Below are 14,862 nucleotides of genomic sequence, written 5' to 3'. Positions count from 1 at the left end.
ACCACGACCACTCTCTCCGCCGAGGAGTTCTACCGACTCAGCGGCCTCGTGCTCAACGCCATGCAGCGCGTCATCGACGGCAAGCCCGAGGCGGTCGCGATGGCGCTCACCGTGCTGCTCGCCGAGGGACACCTGCTCATCGAGGACGTGCCGGGCGTCGGCAAGACCCAGCTCGCCCGCGCGCTCGCCAAGAGCCTGGACTGCTCGGTCAGCCGCATCCAGTTCACGCCCGACCTGCTGCCCGCCGACATCACCGGCGTGAGCATCTACGACCAGACCACGCGCGAGTTCGAGTTCAAGCCGGGCCCGATCTTCGCGAACGTCGTCGTCGGCGACGAGATCAACCGCGCGAGCCCGAAGACGCAGTCCGCCCTGCTCGAGTGCATGGAGGAGCACCAGGTCACCGTCGACGGCGCGACCTACCGGCTCGCGAGCCCGTTCACCGTGATCGCGACGCAGAACCCGATCGAGATGGAGGGCACCTACACGCTGCCCGAGGCCCAGCGCGACCGGTTCATGGCGCGCATCTCGATGGGATATCCGGATGCCGCGTCCGAGGTGGCGATGCTGCGCGACCGCGAGCAGCGCAGCCCGCTCGACGACATCGAGCCGGTCGTCGGCGTCGACGGACTGCAGGCGATGATCGCGTACGTGCACGGCGTGTTCGTGAGCCCCGCGGTCGAGCAGTACGCCGTCGACCTCGTGCAGGCGACCCGTCGCGACCCCGACCTGCGGCTCGGCGCGAGCCCGCGCGCGACGCTGCAGCTCGCCCGAGCGGCGCGCGCCCGCGCGGCGCTCGACGGCCGCGACTTCGTGCTGCCCGACGACGTCGACGCGCTCGCCGTGCCCGTGCTCGCCCACCGGCTCATCGCCACCGGCCGGGTGGCCTCGGGCGGCGCGAGCTCGCGCGCGAGCGTGCCCGACGTGCTCGCCCGCATCGTCGCCGCGACGCCCGTGCCCCTCGGCGCCGGGCGCTGACGATCGCCGTGGCCGCACGCCGCCGCTCGCACCGGCTCGTGCTCACCGCCCGCGGGCGGGTGTTCGCGGCATCCGTCGTCGTGCTCGTCGTGCTCGCCTACGCGGCGGGCAACCCGGTGTTCCAGCTCGCGGCGGCCCTCGGCGCGGCCCTGCTCGCCGCCGGGCTGATCGCCGTGCGGCTGCGCCGGCCGCGGCTCGCCGTGGCCCGCACCCTCGTGCCGCCGCTCGCGGCCGCCGGCGCGCCCGTGCGGGTCACGATCGCCGCGCGCAACCGCTCCCCGCGCGGCTCGGGGGCGGCGCTGTGGCGCGACCGGCTGTCGTTCCCGCCCGGCGCGACCGCCGACGCTCCGCTCGCTCCGCTCGCGAGCGGCGGAGTGCGCGCCGGCGCGCGCACCGACGCGACGACCCTCGGCTACACGACCCGTCCGCCGCGCCGCGGCGTCGTCGAGATCGGACCGCTCGAGGTCGAGCTCGAGGACCCGTTCGGTCTCGTGCGGCACACCGTCGTCGCGGGCGCGGCGCAGTCCGTCGTCGTGACGCCGCAGCTCGTCGACCTCGTGGACGCGGGCCTCGGCGAGTCGTCGAGCGAGGGAGAGGCGCGCCTCGTGCAGCGCGCCGTGCTCGCCGGCGGCGACGACCTCATGACGCGCGAGTACCGCCGCGGCGACGCCATGCGGCGCGTGCACTGGCGCGTCTCGGCGCGCCAGGGCGAGCTCATGGTGCGGCAGGAGGAGCAGCGCTCCAAGCCCGAGGTGCGGCTCGCGGTCGACACGCGCCGGGACGGCTACGCGGATGCCGCGCCCGGCACGCTCGCCGCGGGCGAGGCCGAGAGCGAGACGTTCGAGTGGGTCGTGCGGATGGTGGCGTCGATCGGCGTGCACCTGCGCCAGACCGGCTACGCCGTCTCGGTGCTCGAGTCCGCGGACCGGCAGATCGAGCCGCTCGGCGCCGCGGGCGCGGCCGACGAGCCGTTCCTCACGAGCCTCGCCACCATCCGTCTCGGCGAGGCCCGGCGGCCGGATCGCGCCCCGGAAGCGGGCGGCGCGGTGTTCGCGGTCGTCGCTGACCCGGCGCCCGAGACGCTCGACTGGCTGCTCGCGCTGCGCCGGCCGCGCGAGCGGGCCGTCGTGTTCCTGCCGGAGCGCTCGACGACGGCGCGCGACGCCCTGCTCGGCGCGGGCTTCACGGTCGTGCTGTTCCGCCCCGACGACGACCTCGCCGCGGTGTGGGCCGCGGTCGCGCTCGCGGGGGACGCCGCGTGAACGCGCTCGTGCGCCGCGGCCTCCTGCTCGGGGCGATGCTCGTCGTCGCGGGCTCGTTCCACGGTCTGCTGCAGGGCATCGGCTGGCTGTTCGTCGTGGGCGCCGCGCTGCTTCTCGTCGCGAGCGTCGGCGCGGTCGTGGGCGCGCTCGTGCGCCGCGCCGGCTGGGCGGTGGCGGCCCAGATCGCCGCGCTCGTGCTCGTGGTCACGCTGTTCTTCGCGTCCGGTCCGGCCCTGTTCGGCATCATCCCGACGTTCGGCAGCGTCGACGCGCTCGTCGTGCTCGGGCAGCACGGCGTGGAGTCGATCCGCGCCCAGGGCACGCCGGCGGAGGCGACGCCCGGCATCGTCTTCCTGCTGGCGGCGGGGCTCGGCGCCGTCGCGATCGTCGTCGACCTGATCGGCGTGGCGCTCGCCGTGCCGGCGCTCACGGGCATCCCGCTGCTCGTCGTCGCGGCGGTGCCGAGCCTCATCCAGCCTTCGCTCGACGACCCGGTGCTGTTCGCCCTGCTCGCGGCGGCCTACCTCGCCGTGCTCGTGACGCGCCGCGGGCGGCGGACGCGCGCCGTCGCGGTCGCGGTCGGCGCGTCCGCCGTGGTGGCCGCGCTCGTGCTCGCGCTCGTGCTGCCGCCGGTCGCACCGGACACTCCGCCGATTGGCGCGCAGACCGGCCTCAGCGCGAACCCGATCGTCGACCTCGGCGCCGACCTGCGGCGCCCGGATCCGACGACCGCGTTCACGTACACGACGGACGCGGACCGGCCGCTCTACTTCACCCTCACCGTGCTCGACGACCTGGACGGGCAGCAGTGGGCGATCGACGACGGCGCCGACCTGGACGGCGACCTGAGCCGGATCGGGCCCGTGCCCGGCCGCCCGGCCGACGCGGCGGTCTCGAGCGTGCGCACCTCGGTGCGGATGGGCGCCATCCGGGACATCTGGGCGCCCTCGCCGTGGGCGCCGTGGTCGGTGCAGGGACTCACCGGCACCTGGGGCTTCGACCCGGACACGCTCGGCGTGCGGGGGACCGGCTCGAGCATCAGCGGGCAGAAGTACGTCGTCAAGAGCGACATCGCGCGGCCCACGCGCGAGTCGCTCGAGGCCGCCCCCGCGGCGGGCTCCGGGTTCGACGAGCAGCTCGCGCTGCCCGACGGGCTGCCCGCCGTCGTCGCCGACACGGCGCGCGAGGTCACGGCGGACGCCGACACCCGCTTCGACAAGGCGCTCGCGCTGCAGTCCTGGTTCCGCGGCGGAACGTTCCGCTACTCGATCGACGCGCCGAGCTCCGGGGGCTACGACGGGTCGCAGGCGAACTACGTCGCCGCGTTCCTCGCGCAGAAGGCCGGTTACTGCGTGCACTTCGCGTCCGCGATGGCGATCATGGCGCGCACCCTGGGCATCCCGGCCCGCATCGCCGTGGGGTTCCTGCCGGGCACGGTGTCCGGCACGAGCGGCGGCACGGACACCTACACCGTGAGCACGGACGACATGCACGCCTGGCCCGAGCTGTACTTCGCGGGCGTGGGCTGGGTGCGCTTCGAGCCGACGCCCGGTCGCGGCGTGCTGCCGAGCTTCCCGATCGCGTCGACGCCCGGTTCGACGAGCGCGCCGACGAGCACGCCGACCTCCTCGTCGACCGCGTCGCCACGGCCGACCGCGAGCCGCCCCACGGACGGCACGCCCGAGGAGCGCGCGAACGCGGATGCCGCCGCGGCGGCGCTGCGCACGCTCGGCCGGGTGCTCGCGGTGCTCGGCATCGTGCTCGCCGCGATCCTCGTGCTGCTCGTGCCGTGGGGCGTCCGCCGCGTGCGCCGCGGCCGGCGCCTGGCGCACCCCGACGATCCGCTCGGCGCGTGGCGCGAGCTCGGCGACTCGGCGTTCGACCTCGGCGTGGACCGCGTCGCGGGGGAGACGCCGCGCGCGTTCGGCGAGCGCATCGCCCCGTCGCTCGACGCGGCGGCCGTCGAGGCGCTCGTGCGCGTGCGGGGCGCCGTCGAGCGCGCCGCCTACGCCGAGTCGGGCGCCGCGGTCGAGCCCGCCGACGTGCGCGGCGTCATCGCCGGGCTCCGGGCGTCGGCCACGCGCGCCCGGCGGCTGCGGGCGTCGTTCGCCCCGCGCTCCCTCGTGCGCGACCGCCCGGCCGAGTGACCGGCTCGCCGGCCCGACCCGCTCGCCCGGCCCGGGTTCAGGCGCGCGTCGCCGCCGCGAGGGCGTCGGCGATCGGGTCGAGCTCGCCGGAGATCGCGCCGACCGTGACGCGCACGTGCGGTCCGTCGTCGCCGAGCTGGAAGGGGGCGCCGGGGGCGACCCGGATGCCCGTGGCCGCGAGCTGCACGGCGGCGCTGCGCTCGTCGGCGACGGGCAGCCACAGGTTGATGCCGTCGGCCGTCGGCATCCGCACCCCCCGGACTGCGAGCGCCGCGCTCATCGTGCGCTGCCGGGCGGCGTAGGTCTCCCGGGCGAGCGCGACCTCGGCGACGGGCTGGGGCTCGGTCATGAGCTCGTAGACGATCACCTGGATCATCCGCGAGGTCCAGCCGGGACCGAGCAGGCGGCGGGCGACGACGCGGTCGACGAGCGGGCGGGGGCCGCCGAGCGCGCCGACGCGGAGGTCGGGGCCGTGCGATTTGCTCAGGCTGCGCACGTGCAGCGTGCGCTCGGGCAGCACCGTCGCGAACGTGACCGCGGGCGCGACGCTGATCTCGGCGGAGTGGTCGTCCTCGATGACGATCGCGTCGGCCGCGCTGCGGGAGCGCGCGAGCATCCCGGCGAGCTCGGCGAGGCGCGCCGGCGTGGTCGAGACGCCCGTCGGGTTCTGGGCGCGCGGCTGCAGCAGCAGGAACGACGGCGCCTGCGCGAGCGCCGCGGCGAACGCGTCGACGCGCGGGCCATGCTCGTCGAGCGGCACGCGGATCGGCTCCAGGCCGTAGCTGTCCATGAGGTCGATGAACGGCGGGAACGTCGGGCTCTCGACGACGACCCGGTCCCCGTAGCGCGCGAGCGCGGCGAGCACGCGATCGATCGCGTCGAGCGCGCCGTTCGTCACGGTGATCGACTCGACGGCTGACGGCCAGGTCTCGCGCAGCAGGTCGTGCAGCTCCGGGATGTCGGGCTTGGCCTGGTAGCTGACCACCTCGGCCCGGCGCGAGGCGCGGGCGAACGCGGCCGCCAGGTCTGGCAGCAGCGCCGGGTCGGGCGAGCCGCGGGACAGGTCGAGCGCGCCCTCGAGGGCGCCCTCGAGTCCGCGGTACCGGCGTGGCAGCCACTCGCGCGGCACGGAGCGCACGAAGCTGCCGCTGCGGCCGCGGCTCACGATGAGGCCCGCGGAGGCGAGCGTGCGCCAGGCGTGGCTCACCGTCGCGGGGCTCACGCCGAGCGCGGACGCGAGCTCCCGCACGGTCGGCAGCCGATCGCCCGGCGCGAGCTCGCCGGACGTGATGAGCCGCGAGATGGCGCCGGCGATGCCGTGCGGGGTCGGCTCCTGGATCGCCGAACGGATGTCGCGCATCCGCTTCTCCTCTCCCGGGCTGCGGGTTTAACGTTCGCGTCACAGTAGGTAACGTCAGAGAAATGTTTAGCGCGAACAATAACAAAACCGGAACGAGGAAGGGGCCAAGGCCATGACGGTCGTGCGCGCGGCGATAACCCAGACCACCTGGACGGGCGACAAGGAGTCGATGCTCGACAAGCACGAGGGCTTCGCGCGGGATGCGGCGGCACAGGGCGCCCAGCTCGTCGCGTTCCAGGAGCTGTTCTACGGCCCCTACTTCGGCATCACGCAGGAGAAGAAGTACTACCGCTACGCGGAGCCGGCCGACGGGCCGATCGTGCAGCGCTTCGCCGCCCTCGCCAAGGAGCTCGGCGTGGTGAGCGTGCTGCCGATCTACGAGGAGGACCACACCGGCGTGTACTACAACACGGCCGTCGTCGTCGACGCCGACGGCACCATCCTCGGCAAGTACCGCAAGCACCACATCCCGCACGTCGACCGGTTCTGGGAGAAGTTCTACTTCCGTCCGGGCAACCTCGGCTACCCGGTGTTCGAGACCGCGGTCGGCCGGGTCGGCACCTACATCTGCTACGACCGGCACTTCCCCGAGGGCTGGCGCGAGCTCGGCCTGAACGACGCGCACATCGTCGTCAACCCGAACGCCACGAAGCCCGGGCTGTCGAACCGGCTCTGGGAGATCGAGGGGCCCGCCGCGGCGGTCGCCAACGGCTACTTCGTGCTGCAGCCGAACCGCGTCGGCCTCGAGGACAACGAGTACGGCGACCTCGCCGTCGACTTCTACGGCACGAGCCAGATCATCGACCCGCGCGGCAACTTCGTCGGCGAGCGCGGCTCGGGCACCGCGGAGGAGCTGCTCGTGCGCGACCTCGACCTCGACCTCGTGCAGCAGATGCGCGACGACTGGCAGTTCTACCGCGACCGCCGGCCGGAGACCTACGGCGACATCGTCGCACCCTGACACCCCGCTGGCCGAGGAGCGCGCGAGCGAAGCGAGCGTCGCGTCTCGAGACCACCACACCCGCTCGAAAGGACAGACGGATGGCGACAACCCTCATCAGCAACGGCACGGTCGTCAACGCGACCGGCACCGCGCAGGCCGACGTGCTCATCGACGGCGAGACGATCGCCGCCGTGCTCGCGCCGGGCTCGACGCTGCTCGGACACGATCTGGCCGCATCCGTCGACCGCGTGGTCGACGCGACGGGCAAGTACGTCATCCCGGGCGGCATCGACGCGCACACGCACATGGAGATGCCGTTCGGCGGCACGTTCGCCTCGGACACGTTCGAGACCGGCACGCGCGCCGCGGCCTGGGGCGGCACCACGTCGATCGTCGACTTCGTCGTGCAGTACCCCGAGCAGAACATCCTCGACCAGTACCAGCTGTGGCAGGAGAAGGCCGCCGGCCAGTGCGCGATCGACTACGGCTTCCACCAGATCCTGTCCGACGTGCAGGACTCGTCGCTCACCGCGATGGACGAGCTCATCGAGGAGGGCGTGACGAGCTTCAAGCTGTTCATGGCCTACAAGGGCGTGTTCCTGTCGGACGACGGACAGATCTTCCGCGCCTTCCAGAAGGGCGCCGAGAACGGCGCGATGATGATGATGCACGCCGAGAACGGCGCCATCATCGACGAGATCGTGAAGCAGTCGATCGCCGCGGGCAAGACCAGCCCGTACTTCCACGGCACCTCCCGCCCCTGGCAGGCCGAGGAGGAGGCCACTCACCGCGCGATCATGATCGCCGACCTCACGGGAACGCCGCTCTACATCGTGCACGTCAGCGCGAAGCAGGCGGTCGAGCAGATCGCCGCCGCCCGCGACCGCGGCCTCAACGTGTTCGCCGAGACCTGCCCGCAGTACCTGTACCTGTCGCTCGAGGACCAGCTCGGCGCGACGAGCGAGGAGTGGGGCGACTTCGAGGGCGCGAAGTGGGTGTGCTCGACGCCGCTGCGCTCGAAGCACGAGGGCCACCAGCACTACATGTGGCAGAGCCTGCGCACGAACGACGTGCAGATGGTCTCGACCGACCACTGCCCGTTCTGCATGAAGGGCCAGAAGGACATGGGCCTCGGCGACTTCTCGAAGATCCCTAACGGCATCGGCAGCGTCGAGAACCGGATGGACCTGATGTACCAGGGCGTCGTCACCGGCCAGATCACCCTGCCGCGCTGGGTGGAGATCACCTCGACGACTCCCGCTCGCATGTTCGGCATGTACGGGAGGAAGGGCGTCATCCAGCCCGGCGCCGACGGCGACATCGTCGTCTACGACCCGAACGGGCACACGTCGATCGGTCTGCCGTTCGACGCGAGCGGCGAAGCGACCGGCAGGGCGGCGCACCACATGAACATGGACTACTCCGCGTGGGAGGGCTACGAGATCGACGGGCACGTCGACACGGTCATCTCGCGCGGCACGGTCGTCGTCGACGAGACCGGCTACGTCGGCACGAAGGGCCACGGCCAGTACATCAGGCGGGGACTCACCCAGTACCTCTCCTGACCGCGTCTCGAGACCACCACCCGACGACACAGAAAGCAGCACCATGGACTTCGGAGCCGTCCTCCAGACCAACCCGCCGGCGTCGCGCACGGTGCACCTCGCCACGCTCGCCGAGCAGTACGGCTTCAGCCACGTCTGGACCTTCGACTCGCACCTGCTGTGGCAGGAGCCGTACGTCATCTACTCGGCGATCCTCGCGGCGACCCGGCGCGTGACCGTGGGCCCGTTCGTCACCAACCCGGCGACGCGCGACTGGACGGTGACGGCATCCGTCTTCGCGACCCTCAACGAGATGTACGGCAACCGCACGATCTGCGGCATCGGCCGCGGCGACTCGGCGGTGCGCGTCACGAACGGCAAGCCGACGACCCTGAAGGAGCTGCGCGAGGCGATCCACGTCATCCGGGAGCTCGCGAACTCGCGCAGCGTCGACTACCACGGCGCGACGCTGCGGTTCCCGTGGTCGCACGGCTCCGAGCTCGACGTCTGGGTGGCGGCCTACGGCCCCCTCGCGCTCAAGCTCACGGGCGAGGTCGGCGACGGCTTCATCCTGCAGCTCGCCGACCTCGACATCGCGAAGTGGATGATCGAGACGGTGCGCACGGCCGCGTCGAACGCCGGCCGCGACCCGTACGCGGTCACGTTCTGCGTCGCCGCTCCGATGTACATCACCGACGGCACGGATGCGGGCCTCGCCCACGCCCGCGAGCAGTCGCGCTGGTTCGGCGGCATGGTCGGCAACCACGTGGCGGACATCGTGTCGAAGTACGGCACGGGCGGCGCGGTGCCGCAGGCGCTCACCGACTACATCGCCGGGCGCACCGGCTACGACTACAACTCGCACGGCCGGGCCGAGAACGACCACGTCGACTTCGTGCCCGACGCGATCGTCGACCGGTTCTGCGTGCTCGGCACGGCCGACGAGCACATCGCGAAGCTCGAGGCGCTGCGCGAGCTCGGCGTGGACCAGTTCGCGGGCTACCTGCAGCACGACAACAAGGAGGAGACGCTGCGCCAGTACGGCGAGCACGTCATCCCCGCCCTGTCCGACCACGTGACGGCGAAGTCGTGACCGCGCGCCGCATCGTCCTCGGCGTCGCGGGAGTCATCCTGCTCGCCGTGGCCTGGGAGCTCTACAAGGCCCTGGCGCCGGCGGACGGCCTCGTCATCGGCGGCCTCACCGTGCTGCCGCGCACGAGCGATGCGGCGATGCCCCACCTCTGGACGATGCTCGGCCGCGCGCTCGAGCCGGTCTCGGGCGCCGCGGGGTCCCCGCTGCTCGTCGTCGCGACGCTGCAGGCCGCCGCGTTCTCGCTCGGCGTCGCGGGTGTCGGCCTGCTCGTCGGGGTCGTGGTCGGCGTCGGCCTCGCGATGCTCATGCAGCGCTTCCGCACCGCGGAGTCGGCCCTGCTGCCGTGGATCGTGCTCAGCCAGACCGTGCCGCTCATCGCCATCGCGCCGCTCGTCAAGCGCTGGGGGGCGACGCTGCACACCGAGTCGTTCCGCTGGGAGGACTGGATGAGCGTCGCCGTCATCGCGAGCTATCTCGCGTTCTTCCCGGTCGCGATCGGCGCGCTGCGCGGATTCGAGGCCCCGGACGCCGCCCACCGCGACCTGTTCCGCTCCTACGGCGTCGGCTGGTGGCGCTCGTTCGTGCGGCTCCGGCTGCCGGCGAGCGTGCCGTACCTCGTGCCGGCGCTGCGCCTCGCCGCCGCGAACGCCGTCGTCGGCACGGTCGTCGCGGAGGTCTCGATCGGCCTCAACGGCGGCATCGGACGCATGATCATCGTCTTCGGCCAGTCCGGCTCCGCGGATCCCGCGAAGCAGTGGTCGCCCATCGCCGGCGCCGTGCTCATCGGGCTCGTCGCGGCCGGCGTCATCGTGCTGCTCGGCACAGTGCTGCGCCGCTACCGCCGCGCGGAGGTGACGGCGTGAGCGCCGCCGTCACCGTCACGGGCGTGAACAAGACGTTCGCCTCGAAGAAGCAGACCACGATCGCACTCGAGGCGGTCGACCTCGAGGTCGCGGCCGGCGAGTTCGTCTCGCTCATCGGACCGAGCGGATGCGGCAAGTCGACGCTGCTGCGCCTCATCGCCGATCTCGACGCGCCGACCTCGGGCACCGTGCAGGTGTTCGGCAAGAGCGCGAAGCAGGCGCGCCTCGACCAGGACTACGGCATCGCGTTCCAGCAGGCGGGACTGCTGCCGTGGCGGACCGTGCGCGAGAACATCGAGCTGCCGTTGCAGCTGCACCGCGTCGCGGCATCCGCTCGGCGCGCCCGCGGCGACGAGCTGCTCGCGCTCATCGGCCTCGGCGAGTTCGGCGATCGCTACCCGGACCAGCTCTCCGGCGGCATGCAGCAGCGCGTCGCGATCGCCCGCGCGCTCGCGGAGAGCCCGAAGCTGCTGCTCATGGACGAGCCGTTCGGCGCGCTCGACGAGATGACGCGGGAGCGGATGCAGACCGAGCTCGCGCGCATCTGCGCCGACACCGGCGCCGCGGTCGTCTTCGTCACCCACTCGATCCCCGAGGCGGTGTTCCTCTCCGACCGGGTCGTCGTCATGTCGCCGCGGCCCGGCCGCATCCGCGAGATCGTGCCGATCACGCTCGGCGGCGCCCAGGAGCGCACCGAGGGGCTGCGCGAGGACGCCGCGTTCTTCGCGGGGGTCTCGGCGGTGCGCGAGGCGCTGCACGGCGGCACGCCCACGGCGCTGGGGGTCGACAACCGATGAGCCAGGCGCTCGGACAGGCCCAGGGCGCGCTCGCCGGCAGCGCCGCCCGCGGGCGCGTGCGCACCGTCGTCGCGCCGCTCGTGCTCGGCGTCGCGATCGTGCTGCTCTGGCAGGCCGCGACGGTCGTGCTCGCGATCAAGCCGTTCGTGCTGCCGGCACCGTTCGCGATCGGCGCGCGGTTCGCCGACCGCATCGAGTTCATCGTCCCGGCGGCGCTCGCGACCGGGTGGAACGCTCTGCTCGGCCTCGTCGTCGGAGCGGTCGTCGGCATCCTGATCGCGGCCCTCGCGGCGGCCGTGCGGCCCATCGAGCAGCTCGGCGCGCCGATCGCGACGGCGCTGTCCGTCATCCCGATCGTGTCGCTCGCGCCCGTGTTCTACACGATGTTCGACTCGAGCACCGACACCACGCGCGTCATCGTCGCCGCCATCGCGGTGTTCGTGCCGGTCTACTTCAACACGCTGCGCGGGCTGCTCACGTCGCTGCCCGTGCACCGCGACCTCATGCGCGCGTACGCCGCGACCGGATGGCAGACCACGCGCACCGTGACGCTGCCGGGCGCCCTCCCGTTCCTGTTCACGGGCCTGCGCATCGCCTCCTCGCTCGCGGTGATCTCCTCGCTCGTCGCGGAGTACTTCGGCGGACCCGTCACCGGACTCGGCAAGGCCGTGACGAGCGCGGTCTCGTCGAGCGACTATCCGCTGGCCTGGGCCTTCGTCATCGGCGCCATCGTCACGGGACTCGCGTTCTACCTCGTGACCTACGCGATCGAGCTCATAGTCCTCCGACATCGCCGTCGGTAGGCGCTCACCGTCCGCTCCCGGGCCCCGGCCCGCGGCGCGACGAGCACCACCCGCACCACCAACCAGCGCACATCAACAGGAGGAAGCACTGATGAGACACAGCATCCGCATCGCCGCGAGCGTGGGGGCGGTGGGCATCGCCACCGCGCTCGCGCTCACCGGCTGCTCGGGGTCGACCCCCGGCTCGTCGCCCAGCGCGGGCGGCGACGGCGAGCTCACCCCGGTCACCCTGCAGCTGCAGTGGGTGGCCCAGGCGCAGTTCGCCGGCTACTACGCGGCCCGTGACCTCGGCTACTACCAGGACGAGGGACTCGACGTCACGATCAACGAGGCCGGCACGGACACGGTGCCGATCGACGAGCTCGCCGCCGGCAACGCCGACTATGCGATCTCGTGGGTGCCGAAGGTGCTCGGGTCGATCGAGCAGGGCACGAACGTGACGGATGTCGCGCAGATCTACGAGCGCAGCGGCACGACGCAGATCTCGTTCAAGGACAAGGACATCACGACCGCCGCGGACCTCAAGGGCAAGAAGGTCGGCAGCTGGGGCTACGGCAACCAGTGGGAGCTGTTCGCCGGCATGCAGAAGGCGGGCATCGACACCGACAAGGACATCTCGCTCGTGCAGCAGGCGTTCGACATGAACGGCTTCCTGGCCGGTGACATCGACGCGGCCCAGGCGATGACGTACAACGAGTACGCGCAGGTGCTCGAGTCGATCAACCCCGCGACGGGCAAGCTCTACACGCCCGACGACCTCAACGTCATCGACTGGAACGACGAGGGCACCGCGATGCTCCAGGACGCGATCTGGGCGGATGCCGACAAGCTCGCGAACGACAGCGCCTACGCCGACCAGACGGTCAAGTTCATCAAGGCCTCGATCAAGGGCTGGCTGTACGCCCGGGACCACCCGCAGGAGACCGCGGACCTCGTCGTCAAGGACGGCTCGCAGCTCGGCGCGAGCCACCAGCTCTGGCAGACCAACGAGGTCAACAAGCTGATCTGGCCCTCGACCTCGGGCATCGGCATGATCAACCAGGACGAGTGGGACCAGACCGTCGACATCGCGAAGAACACGAAGGACAACACCGGTTCCACGATCATCACCGCCGACCCGCCGTCGACGGCGTTCTCGAACGAGTACGTCACGAAGGCGCTCGACGAGCTGAAGAGCGAGGGGGAGGACGTGCTCGGCACCGACTTCACGCCGCTCACGGTCACCCTCAAGGAGGGCGGCAAGTAGCCGTACCCCCGAGCCGCGCCAGCGGCACCGAGAGCGGGGCCGGCCACGGCCGGCCCCGCTCCGCACCCACCCCGCCCGCCCCACCCGCACCACCCGCACCCCCCCCGCACCACCCGAATCCCGCTCACCCGAGCGTGTTACTCGAAACCGGCCGGACATCCGCCCGGTTTCGAGTAACACGCTCGGGTGAGGCGGTTCGCACGACGAAGGACGACCCATGCCCCACGACCTCGACCCCGCCGACGGCGCCCGCGCGCTCGAGCTCGACCGCGCCCACGTCTTCCACTCCTGGAGCGCGCAGGGCGCCCTCCACCCGTTCGTGGTCGCCGGCGCCCTCGCGTCGACCGTGTGGGACTTCGACGGCACCGAGTACCTCGACTTCTCCAGCCAGCTCGTCAACGTCAACATCGGGCACCAGCATCCGAAGGTCGTCGCCGCGATCAAGGAGCAGGCCGACCTGCTCGCCACGGTCGCGCCGGCCCACGCGAACCTCACGCGCGGCGAAGCGGCCGCGCGCATCCTCGCGAAGGCCGGACCGACCTTCGGCAAGGTGTTCTTCACCAACGCCGGCGCGGATGCGAACGAGAACGCGATCCGGATGGCGCGCCTCGTCACGGGGCGCGACAAGGTGCTCTCCGCCTACCGCTCGTACCACGGCAACACGGGTGCCGCGATCGTCGCGACGGGGGACTGGCGTCGCGTGCCCAACGAGTTCGCGCGCGGCCACGCGCACTTCTTCGGGGCGTTCCCGTACCGCAGCGAGTTCTGGAGCGAGTCCGCGGCCCAGGAGACCGAGCGCGCCCTGCAGCACCTCGAGCGCGTCATCGTCTCGGAGGGCGCGTCCGGCATCGCGGCGATCATCGTCGAGACGGTGCCCGGCACGGCGGGCGTGATCGTGCCCCCGCCGGGCTACCTCGCGGGTCTGCGCGCGCTCGCCGACCGGTACGGCATCGTGCTCATCTTCGACGAGGTGATGGCCGGCTTCGGCCGCACCGGCGAGTGGTTCGCCTGGCAGGGCATCGACGGGGGAGTGACCCCCGACCTGACGACCTTCGCGAAGGGCGTCAACTCCGGTTACGTTCCGATCGGCGGCGTCGTGATCTCCGAGTCGATCGCGAACGCCTTCGACGACGTCGTCTTCCCCGGCGGGCTGACGTACTCCGGGCACCCGCTCGCCGCCGCATCCGTCGTCGCGACGATCGAGGCGATGGAGACGGATGGCGTGGTCGCCCACGCGAAGCAGATCGGCGCCGAGCACATCGGCCCCGGTCTCGCCGCCCTCGCCGAGAAGCACGAGCTCATCGGCGACGTGCGCGGCATGGGCGTGTTCTGGGCGCTCGACCTCGTCGCCGACCGGACGACGCGCGAGCCGCTCGCGACCTCGGTGGTGCTGCGGATGAAGAAGGAGCTGCTCGACCGCGGCCTGCTCGCGTTCACCCAGGACAACCGCATCCACGTCGTGCCGCCGTGCGTCGTGACGCCCGACGAGGTCGCCCGCGCGCTCGCGCTCTACGACGAGGTGCTCGCCCTGCACGCGTAGCTCCCGTGCCGTTGGTCGAGGAGCGCGCGACGGAGTCGCTCGGGCGTTCGTTGGTCGAGGAGCGCGCGACGGAGGTGCTCGGGCGTTCGTTGGTCGAGGAGCGCGCGACGGAGTCGCTCGCGTCTCGAGACCACTTCGGTGTGTTTGGTGGGTGGGGTGGTTTCGAGAGGCGTCCTCGCTGCGCTCGGGCGCTCCTCAACCAGCGGGTGGTGTGGTGCTCGGGCGTTCGTTGGTCGAGGAGCGCGCGACGGAGTCGCTCGCGTCTCGAGACCACTGGGTGTGCTCG

At 72.3% G+C, this 14,862-nt stretch carries 12 protein-coding genes; 11 read left to right on the top strand and 1 reads right to left on the bottom strand.

What is annotated here, in order from left to right; translation table 11 throughout:
* Positions 1-60 precede the first annotated feature (60 nt).
* From QT381_RS07985 to QT381_RS07975, 3 genes are read left to right on the top strand one after another with little or no spacing between them, the layout of a single operon-like run.
* On the top strand, positions 61-978 hold the full coding sequence (locus QT381_RS07985) for an AAA family ATPase (RefSeq protein ID WP_289248401.1): 918 nt from the start codon (positions 61-63) through the stop codon (positions 976-978).
* Positions 979-986: 8 nt separating this feature from the next.
* Positions 987-2,240: a DUF58 domain-containing protein gene (locus QT381_RS07980; RefSeq protein ID WP_289248353.1), complete on the top strand. Its 1,254-nt coding sequence runs from the start codon at positions 987-989 to the stop codon at positions 2,238-2,240.
* Positions 2,237-4,387 (top strand): transglutaminase TgpA family protein, encoded by a 2,151-nt coding sequence (locus tag QT381_RS07975; protein ID WP_289248352.1) that lies wholly within the window; start codon positions 2,237-2,239, stop codon positions 4,385-4,387. The genes QT381_RS07980 and QT381_RS07975 overlap by 4 nt, the downstream gene beginning before the upstream one ends.
* A 37-nt stretch (positions 4,388-4,424) precedes the next feature.
* Here QT381_RS07975 and QT381_RS07970 read toward each other — a convergent pair whose 3' ends face one another.
* Positions 4,425-5,747 (bottom strand): aminotransferase class I/II-fold pyridoxal phosphate-dependent enzyme, encoded by a 1,323-nt coding sequence (locus QT381_RS07970; protein WP_289248351.1) that lies wholly within the window; start codon positions 5,745-5,747, stop codon positions 4,425-4,427.
* 112 nt (positions 5,748-5,859) lie between these two features.
* Here QT381_RS07970 and QT381_RS07965 point away from each other — a divergent pair, with 112 nt between their 5' ends.
* The 8 genes from QT381_RS07965 to QT381_RS07930 all read left to right on the top strand — a co-directional run bounded on the left by QT381_RS07965 (position 5,860) and on the right by QT381_RS07930 (position 14,576).
* The gene (locus QT381_RS07965) at positions 5,860-6,708 is read left to right on the top strand and encodes a nitrilase-related carbon-nitrogen hydrolase (RefSeq protein WP_289248349.1); all 849 of its coding nucleotides are present in this window, start codon (positions 5,860-5,862) and stop codon (positions 6,706-6,708) included.
* A gap of 80 nt (positions 6,709-6,788) precedes the next feature.
* Entirely contained in the window at positions 6,789-8,255 is a 1,467-nt protein-coding gene (gene hydA / locus QT381_RS07960; protein WP_289248348.1) for a dihydropyrimidinase, read from the top strand.
* 43 nt (positions 8,256-8,298) lie between these two features.
* Positions 8,299-9,327: a TIGR03842 family LLM class F420-dependent oxidoreductase gene (locus QT381_RS07955; protein WP_289248347.1), complete on the top strand. Its 1,029-nt coding sequence runs from the start codon at positions 8,299-8,301 to the stop codon at positions 9,325-9,327.
* Complete coding sequence (locus QT381_RS07950; protein ID WP_289248346.1) at positions 9,324-10,190, top strand: ABC transporter permease; 867 nt, start codon at positions 9,324-9,326, stop codon at positions 10,188-10,190. Before QT381_RS07955 ends, QT381_RS07950 begins: the two co-directional genes overlap by 4 nt.
* A complete protein-coding gene (locus QT381_RS07945; RefSeq protein ID WP_289248345.1) occupies positions 10,187-10,987 on the top strand; it encodes an ABC transporter ATP-binding protein in 801 nt (266 codons plus the stop codon). The genes QT381_RS07950 and QT381_RS07945 overlap by 4 nt, the downstream gene beginning before the upstream one ends.
* Entirely contained in the window at positions 10,984-11,790 is an 807-nt protein-coding gene (locus tag QT381_RS07940; RefSeq protein ID WP_289248344.1) for an ABC transporter permease, read from the top strand. Before QT381_RS07945 ends, QT381_RS07940 begins: the two co-directional genes overlap by 4 nt.
* A gap of 91 nt (positions 11,791-11,881) precedes the next feature.
* Positions 11,882-13,036 carry an ABC transporter substrate-binding protein gene (locus tag QT381_RS07935; RefSeq protein ID WP_289248343.1) on the top strand — a complete coding sequence of 385 codons (1,155 nt, stop codon included), beginning with the start codon at positions 11,882-11,884 and terminating at the stop codon, positions 13,034-13,036.
* Between the two features lie 217 nt (positions 13,037-13,253).
* The gene (locus QT381_RS07930) at positions 13,254-14,576 is read left to right on the top strand and encodes an aspartate aminotransferase family protein (RefSeq protein WP_289248341.1); all 1,323 of its coding nucleotides are present in this window, start codon (positions 13,254-13,256) and stop codon (positions 14,574-14,576) included.
* Positions 14,577-14,862 lie beyond the last annotated feature (286 nt).

The organism is Galbitalea sp. SE-J8 (assembly GCF_030345695.1).
GTDB lineage: Bacteria > Actinomycetota > Actinomycetes > Actinomycetales > Microbacteriaceae > JAUASV01.
The sequence above is the reverse complement of the archived record's forward strand: the minus strand, read 5'-3'. Positions and strand labels throughout refer to the sequence as shown.

Coding starts and splice junctions, on each gene's coding strand:
- QT381_RS07985 (WP_289248401.1), top strand. CDS start 61: ATGCAGCGCGTCATCGACGGCAAGCCCGAGGCGGTCGCGATGGCGCTC.
- QT381_RS07970 (WP_289248351.1), bottom strand. CDS start 5,747: ATGCGCGACATCCGTTCGGCGATCCAGGAGCCGACCCCGCACGGCATC.
- QT381_RS07965 (WP_289248349.1), top strand. CDS start 5,860: ATGACGGTCGTGCGCGCGGCGATAACCCAGACCACCTGGACGGGCGAC.
- hydA (WP_289248348.1), top strand. CDS start 6,789: ATGGCGACAACCCTCATCAGCAACGGCACGGTCGTCAACGCGACCGGC.
- QT381_RS07955 (WP_289248347.1), top strand. CDS start 8,299: ATGGACTTCGGAGCCGTCCTCCAGACCAACCCGCCGGCGTCGCGCACG.
- QT381_RS07940 (WP_289248344.1), top strand. CDS start 10,984: ATGAGCCAGGCGCTCGGACAGGCCCAGGGCGCGCTCGCCGGCAGCGCC.
- QT381_RS07935 (WP_289248343.1), top strand. CDS start 11,882: ATGAGACACAGCATCCGCATCGCCGCGAGCGTGGGGGCGGTGGGCATC.
- QT381_RS07930 (WP_289248341.1), top strand. CDS start 13,254: ATGCCCCACGACCTCGACCCCGCCGACGGCGCCCGCGCGCTCGAGCTC.